Below are 17,092 nucleotides of genomic sequence, written 5' to 3' on the forward strand. Positions count from 1 at the left end.
CAGGCATGGGCGGACGCGCCCTGAAAGACGAAGCATGTACCGTTACGATGAGTTCGACCACGATTTTGTCCAGGCCCGTGTCGCCGAGTTCAGCGACCAGGTCCAGCGTCGCCTTGCCGGCGAGATCACCGAGGACCAGTTCCGGCCGCTCAGGCTGATGAACGGCGTCTATCTTCAGTTGCACGCCTACATGCTGCGCATCGCAGTGCCCTATGGCACGCTGAACGGCAAGCAGTTGCGCATGCTGGGTCACATCGCCCGCAAATACGACAAGGGCTACGGCCATTTCACCACGCGCCAGAACATCCAGTTCAACTGGCCGGCGCTGTCGGATATTCCGGCGATCCTGGCCGATCTGGCAAGCGTAGAGATGCATGCCATCCAGACCAGCGGCAATTGCATCCGCAACGTCACCGCCGACCATTTCGCCGGTGCCGCCGCCGATGAGGTCGCCGATCCGCGACCCTATGCAGAAATCCTGCGCCAGTGGTCGTCGGTGCATCCGGAATTCTCGTTCCTGCCGCGCAAATTCAAGATCGCGGTGACGGGTGCCGAGCGCGACCGCGCCGCCATCCAGACCCACGACATCGGCCTGCACCTGAAGAAGAACGCCGCCGGCGAACTCGGCTTTGCCGTCTATATCGGCGGCGGCCAGGGCCGCACGCCGATGGTGGCCCGCAAGATCCGCGACTTCCTGCCGGAAGCCGACCTTCTGTCCTACTGCACGGCGATCCTGCGCGTTTACAACCTCTATGGCCGCCGCGACAACAAGTACAAGGCGCGCATCAAGATCCTCGTCCACGAGACCGGCGTCGAGGAAATCACCCGCCAGGTCGAGGCCGAATGGCAGGAGTTGAAGGATGCCGAGCTGAAGCTGCCGGAAGCCGATATCCGCGCCATCGAGGCCTATTTCGCACCGCCGGAGCTTACCGAGCGGCCAGAAGGCGACCAGGCGGTCAAGCTGGCGCGCCTGGATTCCAAGGGGTTCTCGGAGTGGCTCGACCAGAATGTCGTGACGCATCGCCACCCGGACTACGCGGCGGTGACGATCTCGCTCAAGGGCATCGGCGAGGTGCCCGGCGACGCCTCGGACAGCCAGATGGAAGCGGTCGCCGACATCGCCGAGACATACGCATACGACGAGTTGCGTGTCAGCCACGAGCAGAACCTGATCCTGCCGCATGTGGCGCGCGCCGATCTCAAGGCGGTCTATGACGCGCTGGTCGGCATCGGCCTGGCGACGGCCAATTCCAACCTGATATCGGACATCATCGCTTGTCCTGGCCTCGACTATTGCGCGCTGGCCACGGCGCGCTCGATCCCGATCGCGCAGGAAATCTCGCGCCGCTTCGCCTCGCTGGAGCGTCAGCGCGAGATCGGCGAACTGAAGCTGAAGATCTCCGGCTGCATCAATGCCTGCGGCCATCATCATGTCGGCCACATCGGCATCCTCGGCGTCGAGAAGAAGGGCTCCGAGCTCTATCAGGTGACGCTGGGCGGCTCGGCCGACGAGAACACCTCTGTCGGCGAGATCATCGGCCGCGGCTTCTCGTCGGAAGAGATCACCGATGCCATAGAGCAGATCGTCGAGACCTATCTCGGCCTTCGGCTCGACCCACAAGAGAAATTCATCGACGCCTACCGCCGAGTCGGTCCCGCGCCGTTCAAGGAGGCGCTCTATGCTGGCGAAGCCAAGGCCGCTTGACCGTATCACCGACGTCGATGACGGCATCGCCGCCAAGGCGGCGGGGCTGGATGCGCTTTACGGTCATCTGAACCCGCTCGAGATCATCGAACGCTCGGCCCGCGAACTGTTCCTCGACGAGATATCAGCAGTGTCGTCGTTCGGCGCGGATTCGGCCGTGCTGTTGCATATGATCTCCAAGATCGACCGAACGCTGCCGGTCATCTTCCTCGACACCGGCAAGCATTTCGAGGAGACGCTCGGCTATCGCGACGCGCTTGCCGCCGATTTCGGGCTGACCAATATAAGGGTGATCAAGCCCGAGGAAGCGGCGCTCGAACGGATCGATCCGACGGGCAATCTGCATCAGAGCAATACCGACGCCTGCTGTGATGTGCGCAAGGTCGAGCCGCTGGCGCGTGGCGTTGCACCTTTCCGCGCCTGGTTCACCGGCCGCAAGCGCTTCCAGGCCTCGACACGGGCAGCACTTCCGGTGTTCGAAGCGGTGGGCCCGCGCATCCGTATCAACCCGCTGGCGCACTGGACGACATCGGATCAGGCGGACTATATGCGCGCGCATGCGCTGCGCGAAAATCCGCTGGTCGCCTATGGCTATCTGTCGATCGGCTGCTTCCCGTGCACGCAGCCGGTGCAGCCGGGCGAGGACGCGCGCAGCGGCCGCTGGGCCGGCCACGCCAAGACCGAGTGCGGCATTCACCTGTCGGGACTGGAGAAGTCGCTGACCGACGCATCACTTTAGGGTATGTTGATATTCAGGTAAGGCCGGCCTGCAAACGGCGGTTTCCTGCGCTTTCGGTGGTCACGTATTTCAAGGACGCTCCGATCCGATTCTCGGAAGCCACCATTTTCGGCGCGGCCTGACCTGAATCTCAACGCACCCTCGGCTTCTTTGAGTTTTTAGGAATTTTTAATGACCGAACCGACGACACCGGAGATCCGGCTCTGGACCCCTGAGGGTTTTCGCGAGGATGAGTGGGCCCATGCCGAAAGCGCCGAGGCGCTTTCCGGAAACGGCCGCTTCATCCTGCCGTTGCAGGCGTTCCTCGATCTCGAGCCGGAGGTGCGCCGCTCGGCCAAGGAACGGCTCGGCGTCGTGCTTCAGCCGGGCGACCAACTCGAGAAGATCGCCGACCTGCTCGACCAGCTCTCGCTGGTGGCGCTGGCCTTCCCGGCCTTCAGCGATGGCCGCTCCTTCTCCAAGGGTGAGTTGCTGCGCAGCCGCTACGATTTCGAAGGTACGGTGCGCGCCACCGGGCAGGTTCTGGTCGACCAGTTGCCGCATATGCTGCGGCTTGGCTTCGACGAGTTCGAGATTTCTAGCCCCGTGCTGTTGAAGCGGCTGGAGGAGGGACGTACCGGCGGGTTGGGACTCTATTCCCAGCCGGCCGCCGTATCGGAGCCCAAGGGGCCGAAATATTCCTGGCGGCGCGTTCGCGACAGCTGACGCGGCGGTAATTTCCGACATCTTTACATCGGCTCTGATCGGGCCTTCTCCGGGACTATCCGTACGGATAGAAATTCTGGTCGAACCAATAGTGCCGTTTTCGCTTCCTGCGAACGGTACTGCGGCGATGCTGATCACGATCCACATCGACTGGTCTTACCAATTGTGCGATTTACGCTTTCCCTTTTGTCATCCTGCTCTTAGGATAGGTCCATTATTTCGCGACCCGAAATAAATATAGCCACAAGGGAGGAACCGGGAATGGCTGGCAAGAAGATACTGATGCTCGTTGGCGAGTTCAGCGAGGAATATGAGATTTTCGTCTTTGAGCAGGCCATGCATGCGGTTGGACACACGGTCCATGTCGTCTGTCCAGACAAGAAGGCGGGCGATATATTGAAAACATCGCTACACGACTTCGAAGGTCACCAGACCTATACCGAGAAGCCCGGCCACGATTATATCCTCAACAAGACGTTCTCCGAGGTGGACCCAGCCGGATACGATGCCGTCTATGCGGCGGGCGGGCGTGGCCCGGAATACATCCGCATCGACAAGCGCGTGCAGGCGCTGGTGCGGCATTTCCACGAGGCCGGGAAGCCGATCTTCACCATCTGCCATGGCGTGCAGATCCTGATCGCTGTCGACGGGGTGGTGCGGGGCCGGGAAGTCGCCGCCCTGCATTATTGCGAGCCTGAGGTGACGCTCGCTGGCGGTATCTATATCGATGTCGCGCCGACCGGCGCCCATGTCGACGGCAATCTCGTTTCGGCCAAGGGCTGGCCGGGCCTGTCCAATTTCATCCGCGAATGCTTGAAGGTGCTGGGCACGGAGATCCGCCATGGCGAGATCCTGATGCGCGACGAGCGCCAGGCGGCCTGATCCGGGATTTTTTAAGGCCGCCGAGCCTGTAGCGCGACGGCCTTTCTATTTTCCTGTTTTGACGCAATTCTCTAAAGCGCGTCGCGTTTGAACGGATTCAGGCGACGCGCTTTAGGTCTTTGTTTTTATGCATGTCGTTCTCCCAAAATCGAGGTAACTTTTTGGCGACATGCATTAGGGAAAGCGCTGCGCGCTTTCCTGGGAAAACCGTTTCACACTTTTCCTGGAATTGCTTAGGCGGCCGCCCACGCCTCGCGGAAAGACACCAGTTTCCGGCGATTCTCGTCCCACAGCGCCAGTTTGACGCATCGCAGGCTTTCGAGCAGCGTGACGCGACCGATGGTGCGCAGTTCCGGATAGTCCCGCAGAACTTCCTGCAGCCGGTAGCACGGAACCCTGGCCGAGAGGTGGTGGACGTGATGGACGCCGATATTGCCGGTGAGCCAGTTCAGCACCGGCGGCAGGTCGTAGTAGGAGGAGCCATGCAGGGCGGCGTGCTGGAATTCCCAGTCGGCGTCCTTCGCCCATTCCGTTTCCTCGAACTGATGCTGGACGTAGAACAGCCAGATGCCCGCCGAACCGGCGAGGATGACGATCGGCAGATGGACCACCAGGAACGCGCCAGGGCCGACGAACCAGATGAGGACGGCTGCCGCAATCGCGATGCCAAGATTGGTGGTCATCGACGACACCCAGGGCGTCAGGCCGCCCCGCATCATGCCGACGGGCAGCCTTTGCTCGAAGATAAACAGCCAGATCGGCCCGAGCCCGAACATCACCAGCGGGTGGCGATAGAGACGATAGGCAAGGCGGCCTCGCCATGACATCTGCCGGTATTCGGCAACGGTCAGTGTCCTGATGTCGCCCATGCCGCGTTCGTCAAGATTGCCGGCGCTGGCATGGTGCGTCGCGTGAGCGCGCCGCCAGCAGTCGTAGGGTGTCAGCGTCAGGATGCCGAGCCCGCGGCCGATCCAGTCGTCCGCATAGCGATTGGCAAAGAAGGAGCCGTGACCGCAATCGTGCTGGATCATGAAGATGCGCACCAGAAACCCGGCCGCGGGAAGGATCAGGATCAGTCCCCACCAATGGCCATAGGCATAGGACGCCGAGGACAGTCCCCAGAGCACGGCAAACGGAATGAGTGTGATGGCGAGTTCGACGGCGCTGCGCCGCCTGTCAGGCTTCTTGTAGCGCGCCAGAATTTTCAGCCAGGCGCGCTTGCTGTTGGCGACCGCCTCAGGGGAAATCATGTTCATCACGAAGCATAGGCGGGGTGTCCCGGCACCGCAAGCAAAGATCACGCAAAATTACTGCGCGTAATTGTCGCGTGGCCTGTGGGTCGAGCCAACCGCAGTTCACCGTTTGATGGTTTTCCCCCCGGAGCGGCGGGCTTTCAAGATCATTCGGGAACCCGAGGTTGCCGCCAAGATTGGTCGTTCTCTACCGCCGGCGCCAGCCGACGTCACTCTTCTCCGCTCCGTCGAGGCGGTCGAGCAGTTTTCTGAATCGGTCAGGAATGTCGGCTTCCGTGCGGAAGGCTGGTAAGGTGCGCATAAAGCGGGTGACCGCCTCGGCGCCGAGCTGGCGTCTGACCTCGGTGGCCAGCCGTTCTGCCTTTTCGGTCCTTTTGCGGGTCATCATCTCAAAATCCTGTGTCGGCTTCGAAACTTCTCCAGCAAGGGAATGGTTCCCGCATCACGCCTTTGTGGCAAGCAAAGCCGCCGGTTAGGGTAAAATTTGAATTAAAATCGAAATGCCTGCCGTCGTTGTCCGGCCTTGGTCGACAGCCTTCACAATCGCTTACCCCTTGATTTTTGGCCGCCAAACCTCGATATCGGGCTCAAAATCCACATCATTCGAGATTGACGGGAAACGGCGATGAGCGACCAGGCAAAAGACGAACGCGCGCCCGATGAAGTCGAGGCGACCGAGGCCAATGCCGAGCGCACGGAAGGCAGCGTCAACGGCGACTATGAAGCCCTTGTGCGGCTGCTGAAGGAAAATGAAGAATTGAAGGACCGCGCGCTGCGCGTGGCGGCCGAAATGGAAAACCTGCGTCGCCGCACGGCGCGCGACATGCACGACGCGCGTACCTACGCGGTCGCGAATTTCGCTCGCGACATGCTGTCGGTGTCGGACAATCTGCGCCGTGCGCTGGACGCGATTCCGGCCGAGGCCAAGGCGTCGGGTGACGCCGGCTTCAAGGCGTTGATCGAAGGCGTCGACTTGACCGAGCGCGCCATGCTGTCGGCGCTGGAACGGCACGGGGTCAAGAAGCTCGCGCCTGAAGGCGAGAAGTTCGATCCCAATTTCCATCAGGCGATGTTCGAAGTGCCCAATCCGGATGTTCCGGCCAACACCGTGGTCCAAGTCGTGCAGCCGGGCTATTCGATCGGCGATCGGGTGCTGCGCCCGGCCATGGTCGGCGTCGCCAAGGGCGGCCCGAAGCTAGCCGCCGCTGAAGCGCCGGTCGAGCCGGGGCCGGTGAACGAACAGGCCGAGAAGGATGCGTGAGGTAGGGAATAGGGAATAGGCAGTAGGCAGTAGGCAATAGGGAAACTGGGGCAGTCGTATCAATCGAGCGGCTTCGTGCTATTCATACTGCCTAATTCCTAGTTCCTACTGCCTCACGCCCATGAACCTCATCGCGCTTCTCGACTATGCCGGTGTCGCCGTCTTCGCCGCGACCGGGGCGCTTGCGGCTTCGCGCAAGCAACTCGACATTATCGGTTTCCTGTTCCTGGCCAGCGTCACCGGAATAGGCGGCGGCACGCTTCGCGACGTCATCCTCAACCTGCCGGTTTTCTGGGTCGCCAACTCCAGCTATGTGCTGATCTGCGCCGTGGTTGCGGTGCTGGTCTTCTTCAGCGCGCATCGTGTCGAATCGCGCTGGAAATGGCTGCTCTGGCTTGACGCCATTGGGCTCGCCGCCTTTTCGGTGATGGGCGCCGCCAAGGGACTGGCGATTACCGGTTCACCTGTCGTCTCCGTCATCACCGGCGTGCTCACCGCCACTTCCGGCGGCATTCTGCGCGATCTCCTGGCCGGCGAGCCATCGGTGCTGCTCAGGCCCGAAATCTACGTCACGGCAGCCCTTGCGGGTGCCGGCCTCTATACACTTGGCGATCTTGCCGGACTGCCGCCGCTCGCCTCGGACCTCGCCGGTTTTGCGGCGGCGTTCCTTGTGCGTGGCGGCGCACTCAAATTCGGCTGGTCGTTTCCGTCCTACAAAAGCCGGCCCGGCCGGCGGCCGGAAGATATTCCGTGAGAGAAGTGAATGGTGAATGGTAAATAGTGAATGGCAATTAGAACGGGGTGTAACTCCCACCATTCACCATTCACCACTTTACGCAGCGAAGCGTTGAGCTTCCCCGCCATAATAATTGACGTAGCGGGCGCCGATTTCCTTGACCGGCATGACGACGAAGACGTCGACCGTCGAGAATTCGCGGTCGATGACGCAGCCATCGCCGATGCGCGCGCCAACGCGCAGATAACCCTTGACCAAGGGCGGCATCGCCGCGATCGCCGCCTTGGTGTTGACCGCCTCGATCGGCATCAGGTCCATCGAGCAGTAACGCCCGGACACCGCGCGCACATCCCAGGCCGAATTCGTCCGGCAGTGGTGGGCGAGGTAGGTGAGTGCCTCGGCATGCGCCGCCGGCACCGTGCCGTGGAAGGAAGCGCAACCGGTCATCACACCGATTTCGTAGTGGTTGATGTAAGCCCAGATGCCTTGCCACAGCGCCTCGATGGTGCGCTTCGAGCGGTATTCCGGCAAAACGCAGGAGCGGCCCAGTTCGAGAAAGCGCTGGCCGGGGTGACGGGCGATGAGCTTGGTTAGCTCGAATTCACCTTCGGAATAGAACCCTCCGGCCGTGGCCGCGATTTCTTGCCGCAGCAACCGATAGGTGCCGACGATGCGGCGATGTTCGGGGCCGGAAAGCGTCGTGTCCAAAACCAGCAGATGGTCGCAGAGCGGGTCGAAGCGGTCGGCATCACGGCGGTCGTGGGCCTGGAACAGATCCTTCCTGGCGCCAAGTTCGTCGTAGAACACCCGGTAGCGCACTTCCTGCGCGGCCGCGATCTCGGCCTCGTTGCGAGCGAGCCGCACTTCAAGATTGCCTATACGGCCCAGTGCCGCGCCCTTTATGACGGAATCGACTTTACATCCGGCAAGCAAGGCGCTGCTGGCGTTCGGCCGAGTGTCACATTCCGGCATAACTGTATGCACGAGTGATTCTCCTTCGAGCCATCCCTCTTGGCACGGGGATACGGTGTAGGTGCAACAGGATTGTGACAGTACCGTGATACGACGTCGTGGGCAATACTTCGTCGGCTGGCGAATAGGATCAACCGGCTCCTTTACGTGAGCGCGCGGCCTGAAATGGGCGGGTGGAAAACTCAGGCCGCGACGACCTGTCCCTCGACGGCATTGACCAGCGCCTCGGGGTCGAGCGGCTTGGTGACAAAGCCGCTGGCGCCATGAGCCAACACCGCATGGCGGGTCTTTTCCTGGCTGTCGGCCGACAGCACCATGATCGGCACCGGCGGCACGGCGGTTTCTTCCTCATGGCGGCGGATGGCGGCAATCGCGTCCAGTCCATCCATGACCGGCATGTGCAAATCCATCAAAACCACGTCGAAGCGATGGTTGTGCCCGGCGCCGGTGACAGCCTCGACGGCGGCCTTGCCGTTGCCGACCACCTTGACGCGATGCCCGGCCTTCAGCAGCGTGGCGCGGGCCAGCATGGCATTGATGTCATTGTCCTCGGCGATCAGCACCGACAGGCCGCGCTGGCGGTTGCCGACGGCGCGAAGCGCCGGCGCGCCACGCTTTTCCGGCTGCGGCTGGACGAGGCTGGGAGCATGGCTGCTCAACAACACACGCAGAAGCGTTCCGCCACGTACCGGCCTGGCCAGGAAGGTCGCGTAGCCGCCGGCGCGGAACTCGCCAAGCATGCCGCGATCGGTCGGCGCGATCAGCGTGATGGCCTCGCAGTCGGAAAAACCGCTCTGGCGCAGGCGCTTGAGCAACCTGCCGTCGCTTTCTTCCATGGCCGCATCGATCAGAAGCGCATCACAGCCAGCGGCGAAGGGCGCGGCCTGCGCGGCGGTGGTGGCGATGTCGACCGTGCCGCCATTGGCGCGGATGGTGCGGGCGATGGCGTCGGCCTCGACGGCGTTTTTCGACAGGATCACCGCGCGCCTGCCAGAGAGTGCGTTCTGCCGGCCCTGCGGCGCTTCTGTGGCCGCTATCGCCGGGATCTCGAAGACGAACTCGGATCCCTGGCCGAGCCGGCTGGATACCGAGATCGTGCCGCCCATGGCGGCCACCAGGCGTTTGGAGATGGCAAGGCCGAGGCCGGCCCCGCCATGCGTACGCGTCGACGTGCCGTCGGCTTGCTCGAACTCCTCGAAAATACGGTCCAGGTCCTCATCATGCAGGCCCGAACCGGTATCGGCGATGGTGAAGCATATGCGGTCGGTGGTTTCGGTGCGCGCTCGCGCAATGCTCACCAGCACGCCGCCGCTGTCGGTGAACTTGATGGCGTTGCCGATAAGGTTGAGCAGCACCTGCCTGACCTTGCCCGGATCGGCGGTGATCAATTGCGGCACGTCGGGTTCGACATGGCAGCCCAGCCCGATATCCTTGGCGAAGGCGCGCGCGGCCAGCAATTCGACGATGTTGTCGGCGATCTCGCGCACCGACATCGGCTGCGGCTCCGGGTCGAAGCGCCCGGCTTCGATCTTGGAGTAGTCGAGCAGATCCTCGATCAGGGCAAGCAATGCGCTGGCCGAGGTTGAGACGGCGCCGACATAGGTCTGCTGTTCCGGCGACAGGCTGGTGTCGGCCAGTAGCCTGGCCATGCCCATGATGCCGTTCATCGGCGTGCGAATTTCATGGCTGACGGTGGCGAGGAAACGCGATTTGGCCTGGCTGGCGTACTCGGCTCGTTCGCGTGCGGTGATCAGCGAGGATTCGGCGCGTTTGCGGGCGGTGATATCGCGGGCGATGGCGCGATGCGAAACGGCGCCGGTGTCCTTGTCACGCACCGACAGTTCGATCCACGAGAACCAACGCGGGCCGCTAGGCGTATTGATGGCGACATCGGTGGAACTCAGGCATTCATGGTCGGAAAAGGCGGCATCGGGAACGATGCCGACCTCGATGCCGAGTTCCGCCAGGGTCTTGCCGGCAAGGTCGCGCTGATCGGTTTCGACGAGATCGGCGAAAACCTTGTTGGCATAGACGATGTAGCCGTCGCGGTTGCGGTGAATGACGAGGTCGCCGAGCGCATCGATCAGGCCGCGAAAGCGCTCATCGCTCTCCTGCATTTCCCACATGCGATCGGCCAGCGTCTCGATCTCGGCGCGGCTGCGGGCAGTGGTTTCGTCAAGAAGGGCCGCGGTGCGGTGCTCGCTCCGCATGGCGCGCAGATGCATGGCAAGGCCGGCAAGGCCGGTTGCCAGCAATGCGATGCTGATGAAGACCGGTGCCCCGGTCAGGTGCGCCAGGCCTGCCAGCACGATGATGGCGACGAAGGCCAGGAACGGAAGCCCTTCGCGCCTGGCGGGCTCGGGCTCGGGCACCAATGGCGGCGCGGCGACAAAGCGCCGCGTCGACGTGGCGTCCACGTCGTCGCCAGTGTCCGCCTTCTGGCTGCCGGATTCCGCGATCATGCGAAATCCTTGCCAGACAGAGATTATGGAAAATTGCGGCGGATCGTTCGAATTTTAGCGGATGGGCGCTTTTGCCGTGGCCGCGACGGATTTGCCATCGTGCGCGGCAATTCCGCCCGCCTTCTCCGGCAGTCGAGCGGGTTCACATGTCCACGACGACGCGGCCGCGTATCTTGCCGTCGACGATGTCGCGCGCGGCATCGATGATGCCGTCGAATCCGATGGTCCTGGACAGGCTGGCGAGCTTCTTCAGATCGAGGTCGGTGCCGATACGTCGCCATGCTTCGAGGCGGACCGCCTTCGGCGCCATCACCGAATCGATGCCGAGCAGCGACACACCACGCAGGATGAAGGGAGCGACGCTGGCCGGCAGGTCCATACCGCCGGCCAGGCCGCAGGCGGCGACCGCGCCGCCATAGGATGTCATCGACAGCACATTGGCCAGCGTGTGGCTGCCGACGGCGTCGATGCCACCGGCCCAGCGCTCCTTGGCCAGCGGCTTGGCCGGCTGGGCAAGCTCGTCGCGCGATATCACTTCGGCGGCGCCAAGGTTGATCAAATAGGGGCTTTCGGCGTTGCGACCGGTGGAAGCAATGACATGGTAACCGAGGCTGGACAGGATCGAGACCGCGACCGAGCCGACGCCGCCGGCCGCCCCCGTCACCACCACCGGGCCGCGATCGGGCAGGATGCCGTGCCGCTCCAGCGCCATGACGCAGAGCATGGCGGTGTAGCCGGCGGTGCCGACGGCCATCGCGTCATGCGGGCTGATGCCTTGCGGCAGAGGCACCAGCCAGTCGCCCTTGACACGGGCGCGGCCGGCATAGGCACCGAAATGGGTTTCGCCGACGCCCCAGCCGTTCAGGATGACCTTGTCTCCGGCGCGCCAGTCGGAATGGGAGGACGAGATGACGGTGCCGGCGAAATCGATGCCCGGCACCAGCGGCCAGCGGCGGATCACCGGCGCCTTGCCTGTGATCGCCAGGCCATCCTTGTAGTTCACCGTCGTTGCCTCGACCGCGATGGTGACATCGCCTTCCATCAGGTCGGCTTCGGTGAGATCGGTCACGGCTACCGCCTGCTTTTTCTCGGCGTCGCGCGAAACGAGGATGGCTTTGAAGGTTTCTGGCATCTCTTTCTCCTCTTTCTCCGCGATCTGTTTGGCGACATGAACTGTGCGGCGCCGGCCGCACGGGGTCAATCTTTGGAAGGCTTGGCGTTTGAAGACCTGGGCTCGCGCCGCCAGCCGAACAGTTCGTCCAAGACGACCAATGCCGCGCCCACAGAGATGAAGGCGTCGGCAAGATTGAAGACGGCGAAGGACCAGACCGGCGTGTGGAAGAGGATGTAGTCGATGACATGGCCGTAGACGGCGCGGTCGATCAGATTGCCGAGCGCGCCGCCGACGATCAGCGCAAAGCCGGCGCGGGCAAGGATCTGGGACGGCGCTATCCGCGTCGCCAGGAACAGCACGAACGCAACGACCGCAAGCGAAATGACGATCAGCCCGGTGTCGCCGAAGGACGAGAACATCGAGAAGGCGATGCCGGTGTTGTAGGTGCGAAACAGCGCCAGGAAAGGCACCAGATCGAGCTTTTCCTGAAAGGCGAGACCGGTCTCGACCAGGTGTTTTATCCACTGGTCGAGCGCTATGGCCGCGACGACGAGCAACGCGTAGGGAGACCATGATCTCACGGGTGGGCAACCTTCATTGCTGGTCCACGATTGGTTCGAGCTTCAGCGCGCCGCGCCGGATCTCGAACAGCATGATGCCGGTCGCAACGGCCAGGTTGAGAGAATCGGCGCGGCCCGCTTGCGGAATCCTGAGCAGCCTGTCGCAACTCGCGGCCAGGCTTTCGGGCAGCCCCTGCTGCTCGTTGCCCATCATCAGCAGCACGGGCCCGCGGGAAAAATCGACCGAGCGGTAGTCGACGGCGCCTTTCAGGTGGGTGCCGGCGACGAGGCCTGAGAAGCCACCTCGCCAAGCGAGGAAAGCCTCGGTGGTTGCCTTGGCCACCGGCACGGCAAAGATCGAACCCATGGTGGCGCGCACCGTCTCCACGGAAAAAGGATCTGTGGTGTCGCCGACCAGGATGACGCCCTTGGCGCCGACGGCATCGACGGTGCGGATGACGGTGCCGAGATTGCCGGGATCGCGCACCCGGTCGAGCGCCACCCAGACATCGCCATTGTCGGCGCGGACATCCTTCAGGGCCAGGAATTTTTGTGAAAAGATGCCGACCACCATTTGCGGATTGTCGCGGCGGGTGATGGCGACGAGCACCTTTTCCGACACTTCGAGCACCATGCCGCCGGCGGCAACCGTGCGTGCGGCGACCTTCTCCACCGCCGCGTTGCCACGCCCGGCCTTGGCGAAAACCAATGTTCTGATCTGCCAGCCGAGATCGAGCGCATCGATGACCAGTTTCAGTCCCTCGGCCATGAAGGCGTTCTGCTGGTCGCGGAATTTCTTCTGGGCGAGCGCCTTGATGTCCTTGACCAGCGGATTGGCGAGGCTGGTGACTTCCTTCACCTGCCCGGGTGCGCCTGCGTGCCGCTCGTTCATTCAGGCCACCCAACGCGAAAACAGCGAGGTCGAAAGCGCCCGGCCGGCGGACTTTTCGCGGATGATCAGCTCACCCGATTCGACCTTGCCGCCCATGCCGGCAAAGGTGTCGCGCATCAAGGCATGGATGGCGAAGAAGGAGGCGCGGATCGAATAGGCGGTCAGCACCACGGCGAGCGGTTTCGGCGTCAGGATCGCGCGGCAAAGGTCGGTCAGATCAGGCAGGTCCTCGAACAATTGCCAGACTTCGCCCTTGGGGCCACGGCCATAGGCCGGCGGGTCGAACAGGATGATGTCGTAGCGGCTGCCGCGGCGCTCCTCGCGCTCGGCGAATTTTACCGCGTCGTCGACGATCCAGCGGATCGGCTTGCTGCCGAGGCCAGCCATCTCCTGGTTCTCGCGGGCCCACCCGATCGCCTTCTTCGAGGCATCGACGTGGGTGACCTCGGCGCCGGCGCGGGCCGCGACCAGCGAGGCGAGGCCGGTATAGCCAAACAGGTTCAGCACCTTGACCGGTCGCTTCGCCGCGGCGATCAGCCCGGCCATATGGTCCCAGTGGGAGGCCTGCTCGGGAAAGACGCCGACATGGCGAAACGAGGTGAAACGGCCGAGATAGTCGATGCCGTCATGCTTCATCGGCCAGGTCTCGCCGAGCGGCACCTTAGGGAAACGCCAGCGGCCGATGCCTTCCTCGTCGGTATCACCGGTGAAGACGGCGTCGGCGCGCTCCCAGTCTTTTGCCGGCAGCGCCTTTTGCCAGATCGCCTGGCCCTCGGGCCGCACGATCCGGTAGGGGCCGTATTGTTCGAGTTTCTGGCCGGCGCCGCTGTCGAGCAGCGCATAATCGGCATTCGGCGCCACTTCGAGGATCACGGGAAGATGCTCGATGGGCAGGTCGCCGTCGCGGCGGGCAAGGACGCGGGGCGCGGATTTCGTCTCGGAACGGTTGTCCACCTTCGCCTCCTGTCGCTCGCGCGGCTGCGCTTCCGGCCTGGCAGGAACCTGGCCGGTACGCGGACGTGACAGGTCCGCCGCACCCTTCGCGGATGGATGCGGACGGTTGTCGCGGCGTTTGTCGCGAAAAGACTTCAAGCGGGGGCAACTCCGAGCGGCGTGGCCGCTTTTGACATAGGGCAACCGGCTTCGCAACCAAGTCCGACTCGCCGGCCTTGCCGGTTTATGTCGGCCAGCGATGGACCAATGTCAAAGAAACGGGCAAATCTGCTGGATGTCCCGCTCCGAACGCCTGCTCGACCTGATCCAGACGCTGCGTCGGCACCGCCGGCCGGTGAGCGGGCAGGCTCTGGCCGATGAGCTCGGGATTTCGATCCGCACGCTCTACCGCGACATCGCGACGCTGCAGGGCCAGGGCGCGCCGATCGAGGGTGAGGCGGGGTTGGGCTATGTGCTCAAGCCCGGCTTCATGCTGCCGCCGCTGATGTTCAGCGACGAGGAGATCGAGGCCATCGTGCTTGGCTCGCGCTGGGTCGCCAAGCAGCCGGACCAGCGTCTCTCGGCCGCCGCCGCCAACGCGCTGGCCAAGATCGCCGCCGTGCTGCCGGACGATCTGCGCGAGGATCTCGACGCGAGCACGCTGCTGGTCGGGCCGCCCGCCGCGGCCATCGAGGGCATCGATCTCGGTTTGGTGCGGCAGGCCATCCGCAACGAGCGCAAGCTCGGCTTTCTCTACCGTGACGCGGGCGGCGCCGCGTCCGAGCGCGTGGTCTGGCCGTTCGCGCTCGGCTTCTTCGACAAGGTGCGGGTGGTGGTGGCGTGGTGCGAGATGCGCCAGGATTTCCGGCATTTTCGCGCCGATCGCATCGCCGAGCTCAAGGCCGCCGATGCGCGCTATCCGCGCCGACGCCAGGCGCTGCTGAAGGAATGGCGGGCGACGCTCGACAAGCCGCGCGGTTCGTGACGGCTACTGCCAGAATCTGACAGTAGCCTATCCTATGTTCGCCAGGTCGAAACGCTGAACCTTGGAGAGCAAGACATGGCCACCCCGAATTTCGTTATCCTCTATGTCGACCAGCCGCGGCGGAGCGGCGCCTTCTACAGTGCGCTGTTCGGTCGCGAACCAGTCGAAAGCTCACCGACCTTCGTGCTTTTCGTTCTGGATGCTGGTTTCAAGCTCGGCCTCTGGTCGCGCCATACGGTCGAGCCGGCAGCGGCCGCGGCAGGTGGCGGCGCCGAAATCGTCTTTGCGCTGGATACGCGCGATGCGGTCGATGCCGCCCATGCCGACTGGTCCGGGCGCGGGCTGACAATCCTGCAGACGCCGACCGACATGGATTTCGGCCGCACCTTCGTCGCGCTCGATCCCGATAATCATCGCCTGCGCGTCTACTGGCTGTCCGATGGGGAACAGGCCAATGGGGAACAGAAATGAGTGCGTACTGGATCGCGGTAGCCTCGGCCGAACATGTCCGGCGCGGCCGGCAGAGCGGCTTCATGCAGGTCAACCACGGCAAGGCGGCACCGCTGCGCCGCGTCAGGCCCGGCGATGGCATCACCTATTATTCGCCGACCACCATTTTGGGCGAGAAAGATGGCCTACAGGCCTTCACGGCCATCGGCACGGTGCGGGCAGGCGAACCCTATCAGGGTGATATGGGCGGCGGCTTCACGCCATTCCGTCGCGATGTCGAATGGGCGAAGGCCGAGGAAATCCCGATCAAGCCGTTGCTCGACAGGCTGGATTTCACGGCCGGCAAGCCGAACTGGGGCTATCAACTTCGCTTTGGCCTCTTCGAAATCGGGGATCACGATTTTCGTGTCATCGCCGAGGCAATGGGCGCCAAAATGCCTATACCGGTGAACTAGGTCTTGAGCGCGTTATAGACCGCAATGCCGGCGGCAAGATCCTCGAGCGCGGCGCCGACCGACTTGAACAGCGTGATCTCACCGGCGCTTTCGCGGCCCTTCTTTTGGCCACGCGCCAATTCGTGCAGATCGGCGACGATGGCTTCCGGCTTCAGGACGCCGGAGGCCAGCGGCTGGACGATGTCGCCGGCTTCCTTGGTGGCGCCGGCGCGGGTGTCGACATAGACGCGGGCGATCGCGATCGCGTCGTCATCGCTTTCGCGCATCGTGGGCGTAAAGCCGCCGACCAGGTCGATATGGGTTCCCGGCCGCAACAAAGCGCCCTTGATCAATGGTGTCGTCGTGATCGTCGCCGAGGAGACGATGTCGGCCTGCCCAAGCTCGGCATCGAGATCGGTCGCGGCGCTGGCCGCGAAGCCTTCGGCACGCAGATCGGCCGCGACTTTCTCGGCATTGGCCGGGGTGCGGTTCCAGATGCGGATGGACTTGATCGGCCGTACGGCTGAGTGCGCCTTGGCGAGGAACGGCGACAGCGCGCCGGCGCCGACCACCAGCAGCCGCGAGGCATCGTCGCGGGCGAGATAGGAAGCTGCCAGCGCCGAAGCGCAGGCGGTGCGCCACTGGGTCAGGCGCTGGCCGTCGATCAAGGCTTCGGGTTCACCGGTGGCGCCATTGAGCAGGAGGTAGAGCCCCATCACCGCGGGCTTGCCGATGGCGTTGTTGTCGGGCGAGACAGTGACGATCTTGACGCCGACGTGACCACCGGCCGATGTGCCTGCCGCGTTGAGATCGGTCCAGGCCGGCATCAAGAGCAGGGTGGAGGCCGCGCCATCGGGCCGCTCGATCGTATGATGGTGCCTGACCGGCTGCACCGCGCCGTCGCGAAACGCCGTGCGCAGCGTCTCGACCAGTCCGGGAAAGGTCAGCGCATGGTCGACCTCTGGGGCCGAAATGGTCAGCATGAAAAACTCCGTGGGGACAAAACCGC

At 63.5% G+C, this 17,092-nt stretch carries 18 protein-coding genes; 9 read left to right on the top strand and 9 right to left on the bottom strand.

Annotated features, from left to right (window positions below; genetic code table 11):
• The first annotated feature begins 34 nt into the window (after positions 1–34).
• The 4 genes from NKH03_RS15930 (at position 35) to NKH03_RS15945 (ending at position 4,031) form a co-directional block, all read left to right on the top strand.
• Positions 35–1,705 carry a nitrite/sulfite reductase gene (locus tag NKH03_RS15930; RefSeq protein WP_352880744.1) on the top strand — a complete coding sequence of 557 codons (1,671 nt, stop codon included), beginning with the start codon at positions 35–37 and terminating at the stop codon, positions 1,703–1,705.
• Complete coding sequence (locus tag NKH03_RS15935; RefSeq protein WP_352969144.1) at positions 1,680–2,444, top strand: phosphoadenylyl-sulfate reductase; 765 nt, start codon at positions 1,680–1,682, stop codon at positions 2,442–2,444. The genes NKH03_RS15930 and NKH03_RS15935 overlap by 26 nt, the downstream gene beginning before the upstream one ends.
• 171 nt (positions 2,445–2,615) lie before the next feature.
• Entirely contained in the window at positions 2,616–3,149 is a 534-nt protein-coding gene (locus NKH03_RS15940; protein ID WP_352969146.1) for a DUF934 domain-containing protein, read from the top strand.
• 261 nt (positions 3,150–3,410) lie between these two features.
• Positions 3,411–4,031, top strand: a complete 621-nt coding sequence (locus tag NKH03_RS15945) for a DJ-1/PfpI family protein (RefSeq protein ID WP_352869945.1) — start codon at positions 3,411–3,413, stop codon at positions 4,029–4,031.
• Positions 4,032–4,264: 233 nt separating this feature from the next.
• On the opposite strand, the gene NKH03_RS15950 is transcribed toward NKH03_RS15945, so the two are convergent.
• Together NKH03_RS15950 and NKH03_RS15955 are read right to left on the bottom strand one after the other, a co-directional pair.
• Complete coding sequence (locus tag NKH03_RS15950) at positions 4,265–5,287, bottom strand: fatty acid desaturase (RefSeq protein ID WP_352969148.1); 1,023 nt, start codon at positions 5,285–5,287, stop codon at positions 4,265–4,267.
• A 184-nt stretch (positions 5,288–5,471) separates the two neighbouring features.
• A complete protein-coding gene (locus NKH03_RS15955) occupies positions 5,472–5,672 on the bottom strand; it encodes a hypothetical protein (protein WP_352869942.1) in 201 nt (66 codons plus the stop codon).
• 237 nt (positions 5,673–5,909) lie between these two features.
• On the opposite strand from NKH03_RS15955, the gene grpE reads away from it, so the two are divergent.
• Positions 5,910–6,545: a nucleotide exchange factor GrpE gene (grpE, locus tag NKH03_RS15960; protein ID WP_352869940.1), complete on the top strand. Its 636-nt coding sequence runs from the start codon at positions 5,910–5,912 to the stop codon at positions 6,543–6,545.
• 121 nt (positions 6,546–6,666) lie between these two features.
• Positions 6,667–7,299, top strand: a complete 633-nt coding sequence (locus NKH03_RS15965) for a trimeric intracellular cation channel family protein (RefSeq protein WP_352969150.1) — start codon at positions 6,667–6,669, stop codon at positions 7,297–7,299.
• 78 nt (positions 7,300–7,377) lie between these two features.
• Here NKH03_RS15965 and olsB read toward each other — a convergent pair whose 3' ends face one another.
• From olsB to NKH03_RS15995, 6 genes are all read right to left on the bottom strand, one after another.
• Positions 7,378–8,253, bottom strand: a complete 876-nt coding sequence (gene olsB / locus NKH03_RS15970; RefSeq protein WP_352870044.1) for a l-ornithine N(alpha)-acyltransferase — start codon at positions 8,251–8,253, stop codon at positions 7,378–7,380.
• A gap of 182 nt (positions 8,254–8,435) precedes the next feature.
• Entirely contained in the window at positions 8,436–10,715 is a 2,280-nt protein-coding gene (locus tag NKH03_RS15975) for a response regulator (protein ID WP_352969152.1), read from the bottom strand.
• 142 nt (positions 10,716–10,857) lie between these two features.
• A complete protein-coding gene (gene acuI / locus NKH03_RS15980) occupies positions 10,858–11,847 on the bottom strand; it encodes an acrylyl-CoA reductase (NADPH) (RefSeq protein WP_352880752.1) in 990 nt (329 codons plus the stop codon).
• Between the two features lie 65 nt (positions 11,848–11,912).
• Positions 11,913–12,410 (bottom strand): signal peptidase II, encoded by a 498-nt coding sequence (gene lspA, locus NKH03_RS15985; RefSeq protein WP_352869932.1) that lies wholly within the window; start codon positions 12,408–12,410, stop codon positions 11,913–11,915.
• Positions 12,411–12,423: 13 nt separating this feature from the next.
• A complete protein-coding gene (locus NKH03_RS15990) occupies positions 12,424–13,281 on the bottom strand; it encodes a TrmH family RNA methyltransferase (protein ID WP_352969154.1) in 858 nt (285 codons plus the stop codon).
• Positions 13,282–14,373: an RsmD family RNA methyltransferase gene (locus tag NKH03_RS15995; protein WP_352969155.1), complete on the bottom strand. Its 1,092-nt coding sequence runs from the start codon at positions 14,371–14,373 to the stop codon at positions 13,282–13,284. It lies immediately after the preceding gene.
• Between the two features lie 136 nt (positions 14,374–14,509).
• On the opposite strand from NKH03_RS15995, the gene NKH03_RS16000 reads away from it, so the two are divergent.
• From NKH03_RS16000 to NKH03_RS16010, 3 genes are all read left to right on the top strand, one after another.
• On the top strand, positions 14,510–15,199 hold the full coding sequence (locus tag NKH03_RS16000) for a helix-turn-helix transcriptional regulator (protein ID WP_352969157.1): 690 nt from the start codon (positions 14,510–14,512) through the stop codon (positions 15,197–15,199).
• A 75-nt stretch (positions 15,200–15,274) separates the two neighbouring features.
• Complete coding sequence (locus NKH03_RS16005) at positions 15,275–15,670, top strand: VOC family protein (RefSeq protein ID WP_352969159.1); 396 nt, start codon at positions 15,275–15,277, stop codon at positions 15,668–15,670.
• Entirely contained in the window at positions 15,667–16,104 is a 438-nt protein-coding gene (locus tag NKH03_RS16010; RefSeq protein ID WP_352880762.1) for an EVE domain-containing protein, read from the top strand. Before NKH03_RS16005 ends, NKH03_RS16010 begins: the two co-directional genes overlap by 4 nt.
• Here NKH03_RS16010 and lhpI read toward each other — a convergent pair.
• On the bottom strand, positions 16,101–17,066 hold the full coding sequence (gene lhpI, locus NKH03_RS16015; protein WP_352969161.1) for a bifunctional Delta(1)-pyrroline-2-carboxylate/Delta(1)-piperideine-2-carboxylate reductase: 966 nt from the start codon (positions 17,064–17,066) through the stop codon (positions 16,101–16,103). The two genes, NKH03_RS16010 and lhpI, sit on opposite strands and share 4 nt — an antisense overlap.
• Positions 17,067–17,092 lie beyond the last annotated feature (26 nt).

It is taken from the genome of Mesorhizobium sp. M1406 (genome assembly GCF_040317555.1).
Lineage (GTDB): Bacteria > Pseudomonadota > Alphaproteobacteria > Rhizobiales > Rhizobiaceae > Mesorhizobium.